Origin of the sequence: Virgibacillus sp. CM-4 (assembly GCF_000445495.1) — a bacterium.
GTDB classification, from domain to species: Bacteria; Bacillota; Bacilli; order Bacillales; family Amphibacillaceae; genus Virgibacillus; species Virgibacillus salexigens.
In genome coordinates, this window is the sequence record NZ_AUQA01000007.1 from 330,981 (window position 1) to 345,698 (window position 14,718).

General features: G+C 36.7%; 13 protein-coding genes, 1 tRNA gene and 2 pseudogenes. 14 read left to right on the forward strand and 2 right to left on the reverse strand.

What is annotated here, in order from left to right; all coding sequences use genetic code 11:
• Positions 1 to 89 precede the first annotated feature (89 nt).
• The 6 genes and pseudogenes from M948_RS40480 to M948_RS42995 form a co-directional block, all read left to right on the forward strand.
• Positions 90 to 410: a hypothetical protein gene (locus tag M948_RS40480; protein ID WP_021292327.1), complete on the forward strand. Its 321-nt coding sequence runs from the start codon at positions 90 to 92 to the stop codon at positions 408 to 410.
• Positions 411 to 483: 73 nt separating this feature from the next.
• A complete protein-coding gene (locus tag M948_RS40485) occupies positions 484 to 825 on the forward strand; it encodes a hypothetical protein (protein WP_021292328.1) in 342 nt (113 codons plus the stop codon).
• A 236-nt stretch (positions 826 to 1,061) separates the two neighbouring features.
• Positions 1,062 to 1,449 (forward strand): annotated as a pseudogene (locus tag M948_RS42990) (NUDIX hydrolase).
• A gap of 84 nt (positions 1,450 to 1,533) precedes the next feature.
• Positions 1,534 to 2,103 (forward strand): non-canonical purine NTP pyrophosphatase, encoded by a 570-nt coding sequence (locus M948_RS40490; RefSeq protein WP_021292329.1) that lies wholly within the window; start codon positions 1,534 to 1,536, stop codon positions 2,101 to 2,103.
• Between the two features lie 188 nt (positions 2,104 to 2,291).
• On the forward strand, positions 2,292 to 2,600 hold the full coding sequence (locus M948_RS40495) for a TIGR04104 family putative zinc finger protein (RefSeq protein WP_021292330.1): 309 nt from the start codon (positions 2,292 to 2,294) through the stop codon (positions 2,598 to 2,600).
• Between the two features lie 110 nt (positions 2,601 to 2,710).
• Positions 2,711 to 2,895 (forward strand): annotated as a pseudogene (locus tag M948_RS42995) (GNAT family N-acetyltransferase); the annotation flags it as partial.
• A gap of 212 nt (positions 2,896 to 3,107) precedes the next feature.
• Here the strand turns inward: M948_RS42995 and M948_RS40500 are convergent.
• The gene (locus tag M948_RS40500) at positions 3,108 to 4,346 is read right to left on the reverse strand and encodes a CynX/NimT family MFS transporter (RefSeq protein WP_021292332.1); all 1,239 of its coding nucleotides are present in this window, start codon (positions 4,344 to 4,346) and stop codon (positions 3,108 to 3,110) included.
• A gap of 226 nt (positions 4,347 to 4,572) precedes the next feature.
• On the opposite strand from M948_RS40500, the gene M948_RS40505 reads away from it, so the two are divergent.
• The 7 genes from M948_RS40505 to ppsA all read left to right on the forward strand — a co-directional run bounded on the left by M948_RS40505 (position 4,573) and on the right by ppsA (position 12,794).
• The gene (locus M948_RS40505; protein WP_021292333.1) at positions 4,573 to 5,001 is read left to right on the forward strand and encodes an RDD family protein; all 429 of its coding nucleotides are present in this window, start codon (positions 4,573 to 4,575) and stop codon (positions 4,999 to 5,001) included.
• A gap of 125 nt (positions 5,002 to 5,126) precedes the next feature.
• Positions 5,127 to 5,765 (forward strand): hypothetical protein, encoded by a 639-nt coding sequence (locus M948_RS40510; RefSeq protein ID WP_021292334.1) that lies wholly within the window; start codon positions 5,127 to 5,129, stop codon positions 5,763 to 5,765.
• Between the two features lie 254 nt (positions 5,766 to 6,019).
• Positions 6,020 to 6,808 (forward strand): phosphotransferase, encoded by a 789-nt coding sequence (locus M948_RS40515; RefSeq protein WP_021292335.1) that lies wholly within the window; start codon positions 6,020 to 6,022, stop codon positions 6,806 to 6,808.
• 61 nt (positions 6,809 to 6,869) lie between these two features.
• Positions 6,870 to 7,307 (forward strand): GNAT family N-acetyltransferase, encoded by a 438-nt coding sequence (locus M948_RS40520; protein WP_021292336.1) that lies wholly within the window; start codon positions 6,870 to 6,872, stop codon positions 7,305 to 7,307.
• A 478-nt stretch (positions 7,308 to 7,785) separates the two neighbouring features.
• Positions 7,786 to 8,373, forward strand: a complete 588-nt coding sequence (locus M948_RS40525) for a DUF1062 domain-containing protein (protein WP_021292337.1) — start codon at positions 7,786 to 7,788, stop codon at positions 8,371 to 8,373.
• A 344-nt stretch (positions 8,374 to 8,717) separates the two neighbouring features.
• Positions 8,718 to 9,980, forward strand: a complete 1,263-nt coding sequence (locus tag M948_RS40530; RefSeq protein ID WP_021292338.1) for an Nramp family divalent metal transporter — start codon at positions 8,718 to 8,720, stop codon at positions 9,978 to 9,980.
• Between the two features lie 183 nt (positions 9,981 to 10,163).
• The gene (gene ppsA / locus M948_RS40535) at positions 10,164 to 12,794 is read left to right on the forward strand and encodes a phosphoenolpyruvate synthase (protein WP_021292339.1); all 2,631 of its coding nucleotides are present in this window, start codon (positions 10,164 to 10,166) and stop codon (positions 12,792 to 12,794) included.
• Positions 12,795 to 13,093: 299 nt separating this feature from the next.
• Here the strand turns inward: ppsA and M948_RS40540 are convergent.
• Positions 13,094 to 13,166, reverse strand: a tRNA-Val gene (locus M948_RS40540).
• A gap of 1,036 nt (positions 13,167 to 14,202) precedes the next feature.
• Here M948_RS40540 and M948_RS40545 point away from each other — a divergent pair.
• Complete coding sequence (locus M948_RS40545) at positions 14,203 to 14,634, forward strand: hypothetical protein (protein WP_021292340.1); 432 nt, start codon at positions 14,203 to 14,205, stop codon at positions 14,632 to 14,634.
• The last annotated feature ends 84 nt before the right edge of the window (positions 14,635 to 14,718 follow it).

The following is a 14,718-nucleotide window of genomic DNA, read 5'->3' on the forward strand; positions in this document are numbered from 1 at the left end:
ATTCTGGAGTAAGAATCTGCGCTCTATTTATGAATCGGGCCATTTTGTTGAGGAGAAATTTAGAAAGAAAAAATGAGGTGGGATGAAATATGATTGATGCTGGTTGGCTTAATATCGGCAGTTTGATACTTGGATTAGTAGCTTGGATAATTCCTACTATTAATCTTGCGGGAGATAAAAAACAAAAGAATAAGAAATGGGTTGCTCTTACCATTATCAGTTTCAGCGCTTGCGCTATAGCAATATGTTTTCAAATTTTTTATAACCTTTACTTGGTAAAAATTGAAGACTTTGCAGCTCTGGCAGATACAATGCGAGGTGTAGCTGTTGCTTCAACGGTACTTGTCATTGTTACCATTTTATTAAATGCACTTACGTTGTTTTTATATCGGAATAGGGACGCATTGTAAAACAATCGGGCGCTTTTCTTTAATAGGGATAGCGCCAGTATCGCAAATAAAGGAAATTAACGGAAGGAATGAGGTGTTCTTCATTACCTTTTCATTAATATTTTTAGTGGTTATAGGAATTATCGCTTTTTTAACGTTTATTGTTCCTGCATTTATGAATAAAAAAATTTCATATGGAATATTGCGTCTTTTAGTTATGCATTGGTTACTTTTTTTAACTGGTGTTTACACTTTATTACCAACAAATATTGCAGACGCCATATTTATGCCCGTATGGTTAGTATTATGCGTAGCAGGTGCATTAACGGCTATTTATGAATTTGAAAACAATAAAGGTTTTGCCATCCCTGTTGCTGGTTTAACAACAATCCGTTTATTATTTAGCATTTTCATTAATGGAAGCTCCAAAATGTAAGTATCGTTTATTAAGCAAACGGGCGCTTTAACGGAATAAAAAAGCGTTCAAATTTCATTATCGGGCCATTATCTGGAATAACTTATTGTGGAGCGATGCCTTTAAAGAAAATTAGATTTGTAGGTTAAAGGTTGTGAAAATTTTGTATTTAAAGTAACGGGTAAAAGAATTGAACAAGGAATTTTAATTCTAAACAGAGAATGTTAAATGTTTTCCAGACGAAAGGGGATATTTATATGACCAAATGGTTAGGGTCTGCAGGAGTTTGTGTTATAGAAAAAAAGTACTGATGGTACTTCAGGGAACAACGGATGAACCAAAGCGTTGATCTGTTCCTTCTGGTAGCTTAGAAGAGGGTGAAACTTTTGAAGAATGTTGTGTTAGAGAAATAAGGGAAGAAACAGGTTATGATGTTGAAATACTTCGACCTATTTTTAAAAAGGAAAGTCAATACGGAGAAGCTAAATATTTTGAAGGGAAGATTATTGGTGGAAAAGCAAAAATTCAAGACCCTGATAATCTAATTTATGATATAGCTTGGAAATCAGCAGCAGAAATAGAGAACTAGATTTATCATTTCCAGAGGACAAAAATTTTTTAATCGATTACATTCAAAAAATATAATATTCAGCTAATGGGGGGCGATAGTAGGGACAATAAATCCCATAATATAGTTATTATTTTGAACAGGAAAGGAAGTTTATAGTAATGAAAGAAATAATGTTTGTTACCACTAATAAAGGGAAGATTGCTTCTGCTCAGAAAGACTTAAATAATATAAAAGTATTACCTATTGAAGCAGACTTGATTGAACCTAGAAGTGATGATATCAAAGAAATTGCTAAACATAAAGTTTTACAAGCGTATGAAATTGTAAAACAACCTTGCATAGCCCTAGATTCAGGTTTTTTTATATCCGAATTAAACGGATTTCCCAAAGCTTATGTAAATCATATGTTGGACACTATTGGAATAAAAGGAGTTCTAAAATTGATGAATAATGTTCAGAACCGATATAGTGAGTTTAGATCTTGCTTAACTTACTATGATGGAGAAATAATGGCATTCTTTGAAAGTAAATCTCCTGGTATCATATCAAATGAAATTAAAGGAATTGAAAATGACAAAAAATGGTCAGATCTTTGGTATATTTTCATTCCAGAGAACTTTGGTAAAACATTAGCTGAATTTAATGAAGAGGATTTTATGAATTATAAAAATGTAAAAGAAGACTCTTGTATGATTAAATTTAGAGAATGGTATAACGATACCTTTTAATTAATAGCTTTATTAAGTAAACGGGGCTTTTCAGGAATAAAAGTGCAGCCTACATACAGTAAAACACTCTTCCGCAAAAGTTTAACCAGAAATATCTGGTTAACCTTATATTACGAACGGGCGCAAATAAGGAATGAGCGCCCTTTCTTGCAGAAATAGGCAATTTTGCAAAACAAGGGGGGATTAAAATGCCTACTTGCGAGAATTGCAACAATAAATGGAGCTGGAAACAAACCATCAAAAAAACTGCTACATTGGACTCTGCAATAACCTGCCCTTATTGTGGAGAAAAACAATATCAAACACAAAAATCAAAAACAAAATGCGCTTTATTAACTCCTGTTATTCTACTACCTATGCTATTGAACTTTTTCTTTGAACCAGGAGTACATGTGCCAATTTTACTTGCTGTTCTCTTCCTGTTAGCTATGTCGCTTTTTCCGTTTTTAGTGGAGATAGGTAATAAGGAAGAGTACATTAACTTTTTCGATAAGTAAGGACAAGAAAGACGGGATTTCCGGAATCGGGCTATATTGTCGCGCATATAGTGGTCATTTATTTTCAGGAAACGTTGTAAAAAGTCTAAAATAATTGAGTGGGTGAATTTATGAGGGCTAGCCTTGTTAAAGCAACAGAAAATGATGCAGAATCTATTTTTGATATTCAAGTTAAGGCATTTACACCATTGTTAGGGTAGTACAGAGAATAAAAAGACCTAATGGTGGTTTTTATAAGATATTAGTTGACGGTGAAATTGTAGGCGCTATCTGCATTTTTTGGAAAGAGGATGCATAGTTTTGGATTAGTCCAATGCTTATTTTACCTTCATATCAAGGCAAAGGAATAGGGACGTACGATAATGTAATTGGGATACGATGATGTAGCTGGTTCCAAGTATCATAAAGGAAATGATACAATTGCTTTATTAGTCGAGAAATAAGTCAAAAGGACAAAAGGTCATACGACAGTATTATTGTACTAAAACCATAGAAAAGGTGAGGCGGTTAAACCTCACCTTTTGTTGATTTTGGTTCAAAAGAGATCTTTTCATTTTTACCTGCAATTGTACCAAAAAAGGCAATACATAAGGAAGCTGTCATTAGAATAGCTAGCGGCACAGCCCAACCGTTTGTCCATTCCGCAATCGATCCAAGAAGAAATGGTCCAAGTGCTGCAATCATATATCCAATCGATTGTGCCATACTTGATAACTGTGAAGATTCCGAAACGGTGTTCGTGCGGAGAACAAAGAACATCATTGCTAAGCTAAATGTTGTTCCAGCACCGATACCAGTTAATATGAGAAAAGCAATGATTACATCAGATGATGTGAGAGTAATTCCCAATAAGCCAAAGAAAAAGAGTAGACCAGAAATACATGCAATCAGGCGCTGACTTTGAAGTCTTGCAGCAATAATTGGTGCTATAAAAGTAGTCGGGATGAGCCCTAATTGATAAATAGCAATGAGCCATCCAGCTTCACTCTCAGTAAATCCTTTTGTTAGTAAAATATCTGGTAGCCATGTAAATAAACTATACGGTATTAAAGATTGTAGTCCCATAAAGAATGTTACTGCCCATGCAATTTTTGATTTAAATATAGCTTTAGATGGTTGGCTTTTTACTTCCACAAACACTTTTTTATTCGATGAACGAATCGCTGGTAGTCGAAGCAATAACACAATTATCGAAAGAAAAGAAAGTAAACTCCAAATTTGCATTGCATTTCGCCAATCTAATGTAGCTATTGAAGCTATGGGTACGGAAACGCCGGAAGCGAGCGCACCAAAAATATTCATAGAGACGGAATAAAGTCCTGTCATCAACCCGATATGAAAGGGAAAACTGGATTTTATTAACCCTGGCATGAGGATATTACCAACCGCAATCGCCATACCAAGCAAGAGTGTACCAAAAAGTAAGATGGAAATGCCACCTAGTGATCGAATAACGATACCTAAGGATAAAAATATCATGGCAATGAAAAGCGTTATCTCCATCCCAAATTTACTTGATAATTTTGGAACAAATGGTGAGAAAATTCCAAAAGCAAGTAATGGAAGTGTATTGACTAGACCGATCATGGAATTGGAAGCCGCTAATTCCTCACGAAAAAAGGGAATGAGTGGTCCAACAGAAGTAATCGGGGAACGTAATGTTGCAGCAATAAGTAAGATAACTAAAATTAATAATATTGTATAATAACGTTGTTTTGTGTATGTTGAAATGGTAAAGCGAGGCATATAGATACTCCTTTAACAATAGACTTAATTTTTGATAATAAGAATATAATCATAACAAAAATCAAGGACTTGCGGAAGAAAAAGTTTATTTACAATTCGTGAGGATCATTTGTTGTGGAGATTGAGGAAGCAACAGGGGCACTGCGCTATTAAATGGGGTTACTATTGTATATACTGGTATAAGAGAAATGCTTCGTTCCACAGTTAGAAAAAAGGAGGTTTAATATTGGAATCAAAAATTCATGCTCATTTTTTAGAAAGATTGTTGGCTCGTTTTTTAGACTTCAATATCTTAACCGTTTTCATTAGTTTATTATTTTTTGTGTTAACAGGAGATTTCTCCATTGATTGGAGAAGCGGGATAACTTGGGATATATTTTACGCATTGTATTTAGTTGTTACTCCGGTACTTTGGTCAGGATTTATTATTGGAAAACGTATTTGTAAAATTAGATTAATACGTACCGATGGTAATAGTGTTCAGCTTTCAAATACTTTTTTTAGAGAAGTTATTGGTTTTCATCTAATTGGCATACTTACACTTGGATTATCGTTATTTATAAGTGTTTTTATGGTTCTATTCCGAACAGACAAAAGGGCTATTCACGATATGTTGGGCGGGACTTACGTAGATAAAGCTTATCCATCTTTTTAAAATCAATGAAAATTTGTAAGGGTTGATCCAAATGGAGAAAATGAAGAACGATTAAAAATTTGGAGAACTTCTGAGCTTTTTAATTTGTGCTAACGCTTTTGCAGCATTAAGAAAGGAGGGATAGTATGAACAAAAAATTCTTACGAACGGTTCTTTGGTCACTATTTGTATCGATCTTATTACTAGCATGTATATGGTTGTTTTTTAAAAATATGGAATTAGAAGATGAAAACGAAAGATACGAAAAATATATCGAAAATATTGCTATTCAATATATGGAAGAAGTGGATCAATCGGTTTTATTCTTAGATGATATTGTGCAGGAAGTGTCCAAACAAAATAGCTTAACTCAACATCAAAAAGAGGACCTAGTTGAAACGTTTAATAATTTTTCATTGCATATTCAAGATATGCAAGAACTACTTGTTGAAACCACTCCTATTGAAAAAGAAGAACTTCCAATTCAAGAAACAGTTAAGAAAGCCAAGAAGTACTGCAACCATTTCAATCGAGTAGAAATGTCTACGAAAGAAATCTCTTTCGATTATATGGAAATATCAACGTTAGAAGAAGTCAAGGATTTTACAGAGCAATTATCTAAGGTTGCAACAGTAAAAGAAGAAGAGAAAGAGAATACATGGACAAGTACCTATTGGAAAAGTAAGCTAGATTCGTATGAGAGAGCTACGTATGAATTTAAAAACAAGTATCACTTTTTAGATGCAGGCGATTTTTGGACGGAAACAAACAAGACTTGTGGTTAATGGGCTTACTAGAAAAAAGAACAATATGGCATCGATACAAAGGACAATCTATAGGAATAAGTAGTAATGGAAGGATGGAAGAAGGAAAGTGAAAATATAGTTATAGAATAGAAGAATTGGTTTATACCCATTTGCCATTCCCATTTTTAAAAAGTTCACCGTCTCCTATTGCTTCCATAATGATCAATATAAATTATAATTCATCTAATAGATAAATTTATCAAGAAATCGATTTTGAAAGGAGGAACAGCCAGATGTCAAGTGGTCAACCGGAAGAAAAGCTATCAGGAGGGAATATCTCTAGTGTCTATCGTTCTGGAGAAACGGTGAAACGAGACTTGAACCCAAATAGTACAAAGATTCATAAGTTATTAAAGCATTTGGAGGACAAAGGTTTTAGCTATTCTCCAAAATTTATTGGAATGGATGAACAAGGAAGGGAACTATTATCATTTATTAAAGGGGAGGCAGGAAATTATCCTGTAAAAGAATACATGTGGGCGGATGATGTTTTAAAAGAAATAGCCAGCATGCTCCGTCTATATCATGATTCGGTTCGTGACGTTTCATTTAATGATTGGGAGTCAATCGATAACACCCCACAACCATATGAAGTTCTATGTCATAATGATTTTGCAATTTACAACATTATCTTTGACGATGAACGACCAGTAGGAATTATTGACTTTGACGTTGCTGGACCTGGTCCAAGAATGTGGGATATAGCGTATACCCTTTATACTTGTGTTCCCTTAAGTAGATTTTATCTTACAGAAAAAGGTGAAAAAGTGTATTATCATGCATCAAAGCACGCCGACCGTATAAAACAGCGAGTTCAATTGTTTCTTGAATCATACGGCGAGCGAATAGAAGATAAGTATTTGGAAATGGTATTGTTACGATTAGAAGGATTAACCCAAACCATTATTAGAAAAGCTAATGAAGGTGATCGTGCTTTTCAAAAGATGATAGACGAAGGGCATCTGGAACATTATTATAAGGATATTTCCTTCATTCGTGAATATGGGAGAGATTGGATATAACTGAACTTCATTGGAGAATAGTAATACAATAGGTTAGCCAAATAACAAGGGGGATTAAAAGTTGGACACGTTAACTATAAAAGAACTTCAGTCAAAACATGAAATGATGGAAGCTTTTCCTGTCATGAAACAATTACGAACTCACCTAGATGAAGAAACCTATTTGGAGCTTAGCTTAGAAGCAAAAGAGAAAGATAGATATAAAATGTTTGCATTATTAGATGAAGGCGAAATAATCGCAGTAACTGGATTTAAACCGATGGTAACACTATATTATGGCAGATTTGTTTGGGTTTGTGATTTAGTAACAGACAAGAATAAACGTTCTAATGGCTATGGTGAAAAACTGCTTTCATATGTTCATAATTGGGCAAAAGCAAACAACTATGAAAGTGTTGCGTTATCATCGGGGTTACAACGCACGGATGCACATCGCTTTTATGAGAATAGAATGGACTATGACAAAGTCAGTTATGTATTTAAAGCAGCTATGGAGTAATATCAATTTTTGACCTTTTGCTTAAAGATAAATACGAATGGCTATATCTTAGTAGAGTTACATATGTAGGGGTAATGAACGCTAGTATTAAAAGATCCAAAAAAGGACACCTTTGGATAGCCAACAGGGGGAGAGCAAGCCAATAGTGATTTTCGGAATATTATCATTAAAATAATAATTATTATTGATATAAAGTATAATGATGGTATACTAATATATAGGAGAAATACGGAAGGTGGAATTGGAATTGCCAACATACTTGTAATGGTTTAGCAACTAAATAGTACATTTCTTTTTTGAATATTATTATTCAATGACAGGAGAAGTGTGCCTATTTTTAACCATTACAGGGAACGCAGGAAAGTCAGTTGTTTTACTTCCAGCGGGATGCCTATAAGGTATTCCGCTTTTTTATAGGAAATCTTTCTCCATTCAACCGTATTTTGCGTTCCTCTGAATAAATAGGAGGAATGAGTGTATGGGTTTCATTAATTTATTCACTTATGAGATTATTGCTCAGGAAACGCCTTTTATAAGAAGAAATTGTAATAAATGTAAAACGAACACAGAATTTTATTGTAGTGAGAAATTCAGGATGAATGCGAATCAAAAAATAGTTGATATTTGGCTTATTTATAACTGTATACATTGTGAGGGGACTTGGAATTACCCCATTTTATCGAGAGTAAATATTAATAAAATGGACTCTAAGGTAATTCGAAAATTTATGAATAATGATAAAGAGACAGTCTGGTACTATGCTTTTCAAATCAACAAATTAAGGAAACGATGTAATGGCGTTAATACAGATATACGATTCGAGTTAAGAAAAGAAAAGCTCGCCATACTATCTAATGAGATTACTATTAAACTTTGCTATAAATATGATTTTGGTCTTAGAACCGATAAGCTACTAGCAGAAATTTTTGGCATTTCAAGATCAAAACTAAAAAAATTGTATCAGAATGGAACTATTCTGCTAAATCCAAACATTAATATAAAGAGCAAAGTTATCGATAATTTACAAATTACAGTCATAGGTGATGGTACAAAGTTGATGCTTTGACAAAATAGTTTAAAAGGAGGTTGAAACAGCAAGGCTATTCTCTAAGAAGGGGGTCAGCTAGTTTATATTGAGCAATCAGATGCGATAGTTACAAAGCGATCATCAAAAATGTTCGCTTTGTTTCTTTTTGTGAAAGTTCTATCGTATGTTTGGGTCATTCTGTTGAAATTAAATTAGCACAGCAGAATAGTTGGAGAATGTTGTTTAACTTGTGTCAACGATAGCTGTATTACTTCCTTTAAGTATATTATGTAGATATTTTTAAAAATTAATTCTTGTGATAATATATGGAATAATAAAATAATGTAGATATATCATTGAAGGCTAACAGAGGAGGAATAAATATGGCTATTCACGCTAGGGGTGACCTCGAAGGTTCATCTGAATTAGGTAAAAGCAAACTAGCATTAGTTGGACCAGGATTGGTTGTTGCGGCGGCAGGTGTAGGATCAGGAGATTTAGTTGCTGCACTTATCGTAGGTGCCGATTTTGGTTTAGTGTTGATATGGGCAGTTATCCTAGGAGCTATTATAAAATATTTTTTGAATGAGGGAGTAGGGCGTTGGTATTTAGCCACAGGTCAAACCATTTTGCAAGGTTGGCGATCATTAGGGCGTTGGGTATCTGGTTATTACGTACTTTATGTCGTCTTATTTGGACTAATTTATGGTGCCGCGGTCACATCAGCATGCGCATTGTTTATGTCAGCCATGTTTCCGATTCTTCCAATATGGGGGTGGGCTATCATTCATGCCCTCGCCGGGTTGGTTGTAGGATGGTTTGGTCGTTATAGGAAGTTTGAACGGATCATGCAGGTTTTAGTGGTAGTCATGTTTATTACAGTAGTAGGGTCAGCTTTACTCGTATTTCCAAGTATAGGAGGACTAGTTAACGGACTCATACCTAGGATGCCTGAGGGATCTTTTATTCAGACGCTTGGACTCATTAGCGGTGTAGGCGGTGCTGCTTCAATCCCTTATTATTGCTACTGGATTCGTGAAAAGGGGTGGCGTGGCAGTTTGTGGATATCTGTGATGCGTTTAGATTCCGCTATAGCATATATTTTTACTGCTATTTTTTGCTTTTCACTTATAATAGTTGCAAATGAATTTTTACATGGTAGAGGGTTGACAATTAGCGGTACTGAAGGTCTTGTCACAATGGCCAATATTTATGGTGAGAGGTTTGGAACAGTGGCTACTTGGCTGCTACTCATTGGTTTTTGGTCTGCTTCATTTACGTCATTATTATCTGCTTGGAATGGTCTTCCTTATATATTCGCAGACTTTGTACAGATATTAAAAAACAAAAATTCAAACAAGAATATTTCAGAAAAGGATCCTGCCTTTCGGGCTTATCTTTTATGGCTTACATTTCCTTCCATGCTGTTTTTATTTGTTAATGATCCTATATTGCTTGTTTTTATAGGGTTAGCATTTAGCGCAACCATTTTGCCCTTTCTTGCGTTTACTTTGATGCTACTGCTAAACTCAAAAAAAGTAACGGAAAAATATAAAAACGGAGTAATCAATAATCTTATTTTAGGGGCTATAGTCATTCTATTTATAACTCTATCAGTTATTGAATTGTATCATTCTTTAGTATAAGTCCTGTTTTAGCATGTAACTGGCAGTACCCTTCTTTTTAACAGGAAAAGGCATAAAAAGGTAGCTAGAGCCTATCGATTCATCCTAATGATACTTCCTAAGCGCCTCCTGGAAGAAAGGAAGGCTTATTTGAAAATATGATTCGATATGGCATCGAACGATAAATAAAGGGGGGAATTACCGATGGGAAACTATGTTCTCAATTTTAAAGAAATCAATGAAGGTGATCTACTGTTCGTCGGTGGTAAAGGGCTAAACTTGGGGAAGTTATCAAGGATTGAAGGTATCCAGGTTCCAGAAGGTTTCTGTGTTACGACTGATGCCTATAAAAAAATAATCAATCAAAATGCAGAGGTCAATACCTTGATCGATCAGCTTTGCACGTTAAAGGTAGAAGATAGGGAGCGTATCACAGAAATCAGTCGAAAAATTCGATATGTGATCGAAAGTCTAAAAATTCCTACAGTGATAGAGGAAGAGATTTTCTACAGCTACACAAAGCTTGGCGAAGACGAGGCTTTTGCAATCCGATCGAGCGCAACGGCTGAGGATTTGCCGAATGCCTCCTTTGCAGGGCAACAGGACACGTATTTAAACATCGTTGGGAAAGAGGCAATCCTGAAGCATATCAGCAAGTGCTGGGCCTCTCTTTTTACTGATCGGGCAGTGACCTACCGTATGCAAAACAACTTCGATCACCGTAAAGTCTATCTGTCTATTATCATTCAGCGAATGGTTTTTCCAAAAGGATCTGGGATTTTATTTACTGCAGATCCAGTCACTTCGAACCGGAGGGTATTGTCTATTGATGCAAGCTTTGGCTTGGGAGAGGCACTCGTATCTGGGCTAGTGACAGCCGATAATTATAAGGTTCGTGAAGGTGAACTGATTGAAAAAATGATTTCTACTAAAAAAATCGCTATATATGCATTGAAATCTGGCGGTACGGAAGAGCGTGAACTTGACCATGCGCAACAAAATCAACAAACGTTAACCGATGCTCAAATCGTCAATTTGGAACGTATGGCAAGGAAGATCGAGAGCTATTTCGGATCGCCGCAGGATATCGAATGGTGTCTGGCTGATGGGATGATCTATATCGTCCAGAGCCGACCCATCACGACATTATACCCACTTCCTGAGAAGAGTGATGACCAACTAAGGGTTTATATGTCGGCGGGACATCAGCAGATGATGACAGAGCCGATCTATCCACTGGGGATGTCCTTTTTCGAATTCATGAATTACGAAGTGATTACTGCAGGTGGAAGACTGTTTATCGATTTGACGCATGATCTCGCGTCACCGATTGGACGTAAAATCGGCCTTAAAACGATGGGGAAGAACGACCCCTTGATGTATCACGCCCTGTTCAATTTGCTGAAAAGGAAACAGCTCATTAAATCTCTTCCTAAAGGGAAGCGGATATTCAAGTTAGGTTCTGAGGAACTTTCTTGGTCATTGCTCGTTCATGCAATAAAGGTTTACCAGAGGAATGATCATTCGCTCGTCAAACAGCTTATTGCTAAAAGTGAAGACTCGATAAAGACTGTTCAGAGCGAAATCACAAATAAATCTGGGGATGAATTGTTTGCATTCATAATAGAAGATCAAAAACAGCTGAAAAGAGACATGTTTGATCCACGGAGTCTAGGCGTTATCATGACCGCGATGATCACAGCGTACCGGATCAATAAGAACATGGAAAAATGGCTGGGAGAAAAGAATGCAGCTGATACTCTATCCCAATCGGTCCCTGATAATGTGACGTCTGAAATGGGGCTTGCGCTTCTCGATGTATCGGATGTCGTACGGAAATACCCGGAAGTTATCGCCTATTTTGAAAAGATGGAAAACGGAGACATTTTTGATGAACTTCCGAAGCTGGAAGGCGGGGAGGCCGTTCGTGATTCGATGCAGGCCTTTCTTGATAAATATGGTATGCGCTGCTCTGGTGAAATCGATATCACGAAAACCCGATGGAGTGAACAGCCTTCTTTACTCGTTCCTGTCATTTTGAACAACATTCAGAACTTCGAGCCAAATGCGCGTATAGCGAAATTTGAAAAGGGGCTACTGGAAGCAAAAGCGAAGGAAGGTAATCTCTTAAAACGCTTGGAGAATCTGCCCAAAGGAAAGAAAAAAGCCAAAAAGACAAAGAAAATGATCTGTGTTCTGCGGAATTACATTGGTTATCGGGAATATCCAAAATATAACTGGATCTTCCGTATGTTTGTCTATAAAAGAGCATTGATGAAAGAGGCTGCCAAATTAGTCGAAAAGGGCATCATCAATGAAAAGGAAGACGTCTATTGCTTATCTTTTGAGGAATTCAGAAATGCAGTTCGCACCAGTCAGCTTGATTATAAGATCATCGCCGAGAGAAAGGAATCATACGAGTATTTTGAAACATTAACACCTCCACGGTTGATGACATCCGAGGGGGAGGTCATTTTTGGCGAGTACAATATGGAAAATGTGCCAGAAGGCGCATTGGCGGGAATTCCGGTTTCATCCGGCATGATCGAAGGCAGAGCCAGAGTTATAATGAAAATGGAAGATGCTGAAATCGAAAAGGGGGATATCCTCGTAACAGCGTTTACCGATCCGAGTTGGACGCCGCTGTTTGTATCGTTGCAGGGGTTGGTTACAGAGGTCGGTGGAATGATGACGCACGGTGCCGTCATTGCACGCGAATATGGTCTCCCGGCAGTAGTCGGGGTCGAAAGCGCTACGAAGGAAATCAAAGACGGACAGCGGATCCGCATTAATGGGACAGAAGGATATGTTGAAATTTTAGATGAAACAGATTAACCTAAGTTTTATTGTAATTCCGAATAAACTCCGTCGTGTGTTGGGATTAACATAGAAATTATATTGACTTTTTACGAGATTTTATATGGGGAATATATCCATTATCCCCAAAAAGTATTCGATGTGTTTTCGATATAGTGATCGATGCCTATTTAGTATATAACGGCTACTAGACGTATTTGAGAAAATCATAAAGACGCTGTGACTACTGAAGAAAAATAGAGGTTTTAGGCCTGTACCAGCAAGTGAAAAAAGTCTGTATCCCTGATACACAGGGGATACAGACTTCTGCTTTATAATGATTCCGATTGGGCTCGAACCAACGACCTCCACCCTGTCAAGGTGGCGCTCTCCCTGCTGAGCTACGGAATCATAAATATGATATTCGTTTTGGTACGCTACAAAACGCTATGATATCGGTGTTCTTTTACGTTAAGTCAATCGAAATGTCATACGAATAATAACGTAAATTTCACACGCTCTATGCTTGTATTATACCGATAGCACCGCTTCCATGCAAGTATAAATTTTTTGTCAGTTAGAAGGTGCATTCGCAAGGTGGAATACCACACCCATATTGCACGCATAAAATTGCTTGCGGAAATGCCTGAAGGGTCACACGTGTAAACGGCTTACGACCTGATACTAATTCCAGACACTATATAAGAAGAAACTCGTCAGATACCGAAAAATACCCGATACAAATACGTTTACTTATGCGCGATTATTGGCTTCCGATTATTTCCGATTTAACGGCGATTTTAACTTGGGATTTCATGCGGAATTTTACGGCATTTTATCGGTCATAGTCGGTAATTTATCGTACAATATAGCGCATGAATTTCGGGTAATAGTCCGTTAAAATTCCCAAACCAGGCGAACCCTGCCAGCGCGTGACCCTTCGATCACTTTCGGAAGTTGATCGGAGGATATATTCCGGTAATTATTAACGAAAATGTCCCGGAAATTATAGGCGATTTTTCTTCGAAAATTTATGCAAAATTATACGACGGTTACTTTACGTAAAAATAGCGTATATCAACGTTCATGAAACGGTGCATAAGAAATGTATAAGCGTTTATAACGATGGATGGCGGAATCTTTGGCGCTCAACTACGCTTACTTAACGTAAGGTTACATAACAAAGGTTATAGGAAGTAAAAACGAATAAGTATGCATTGAATATACACCCTTTATATACCGCCATTACCGACTTATTGTAGCAAACGTATTCGGGCGAGGAAAACGATCGCATGTATAAAAATTTAATCGGGGCCGGGGTGGTCCGTAGTTAGAGATCGTTGTCAGCTAGAGTTTTGATACGGGATATAAAATAACGCTTTGGCCGTATTTACATAATATTGGAAATAGTGTAAGCTATATGAATAAAAAGGAGGTCTATTTTACTATGAAAAAATATCTAATTTTATTTATTGGTATCGTATTTCTAGTTACCTTGTCCGCTTGTAATAACGCTGGTGCTTCCGAAGAATTAACAACGGATGATGTCGTATCTGCTTTTAAAGACGCGGGCTTAGAGGCGGAGGAACCAAAAGAAATGACGAAGGACGATTACGGAATCGCACCGATGAAAGCAGACGAAGGGGTACGTTTTCTCATTCCTTCACTCGGATCAGATTCGGGCGGGCGCATATTTACATACGAAAATGACGCGGATTTAGACGAAATGAAAGAGTACTACGACACTTTAGGCGAAGAAACTGCGATGCTCTTCTCTTGGACGATTAAGCACGAAAATGTCCTCGTACAAATTAACGGCGATTTAGAAGAAAGCAAGTATAACGAGTATAAATCTGCGTTAGAGAATATCGGAAAATAAGGCGCCGTAATTGGCGCTTTTTTGTTTACGTCGAAAATATAGATCAATGGAAATAAGAAAGCCGCTAGCTTAAGACTAACGACT

Excerpts from the sequence above, each read along its gene's own strand:
- M948_RS40480 (WP_021292327.1), top strand. The coding sequence starts at position 90 with ATGATTGATGCTGGTTGGCTTAATATCGGCAGTTTGATACTTGGATTA.
- M948_RS40490 (WP_021292329.1), top strand. The coding sequence starts at position 1,534 with ATGAAAGAAATAATGTTTGTTACCACTAATAAAGGGAAGATTGCTTCT.
- M948_RS40495 (WP_021292330.1), top strand. The coding sequence starts at position 2,292 with ATGCCTACTTGCGAGAATTGCAACAATAAATGGAGCTGGAAACAAACC.
- M948_RS40500 (WP_021292332.1), bottom strand. The coding sequence starts at position 4,346 with ATGCCTCGCTTTACCATTTCAACATACACAAAACAACGTTATTATACA.
- M948_RS40510 (WP_021292334.1), top strand. The coding sequence starts at position 5,127 with ATGAACAAAAAATTCTTACGAACGGTTCTTTGGTCACTATTTGTATCG.
- M948_RS40515 (WP_021292335.1), top strand. The coding sequence starts at position 6,020 with ATGTCAAGTGGTCAACCGGAAGAAAAGCTATCAGGAGGGAATATCTCT.
- M948_RS40525 (WP_021292337.1), top strand. The coding sequence starts at position 7,786 with ATGGGTTTCATTAATTTATTCACTTATGAGATTATTGCTCAGGAAACG.
- M948_RS40530 (WP_021292338.1), top strand. The coding sequence starts at position 8,718 with ATGGCTATTCACGCTAGGGGTGACCTCGAAGGTTCATCTGAATTAGGT.
- ppsA (WP_021292339.1), top strand. The coding sequence starts at position 10,164 with ATGGGAAACTATGTTCTCAATTTTAAAGAAATCAATGAAGGTGATCTA.
- M948_RS40545 (WP_021292340.1), top strand. The coding sequence starts at position 14,203 with ATGAAAAAATATCTAATTTTATTTATTGGTATCGTATTTCTAGTTACC.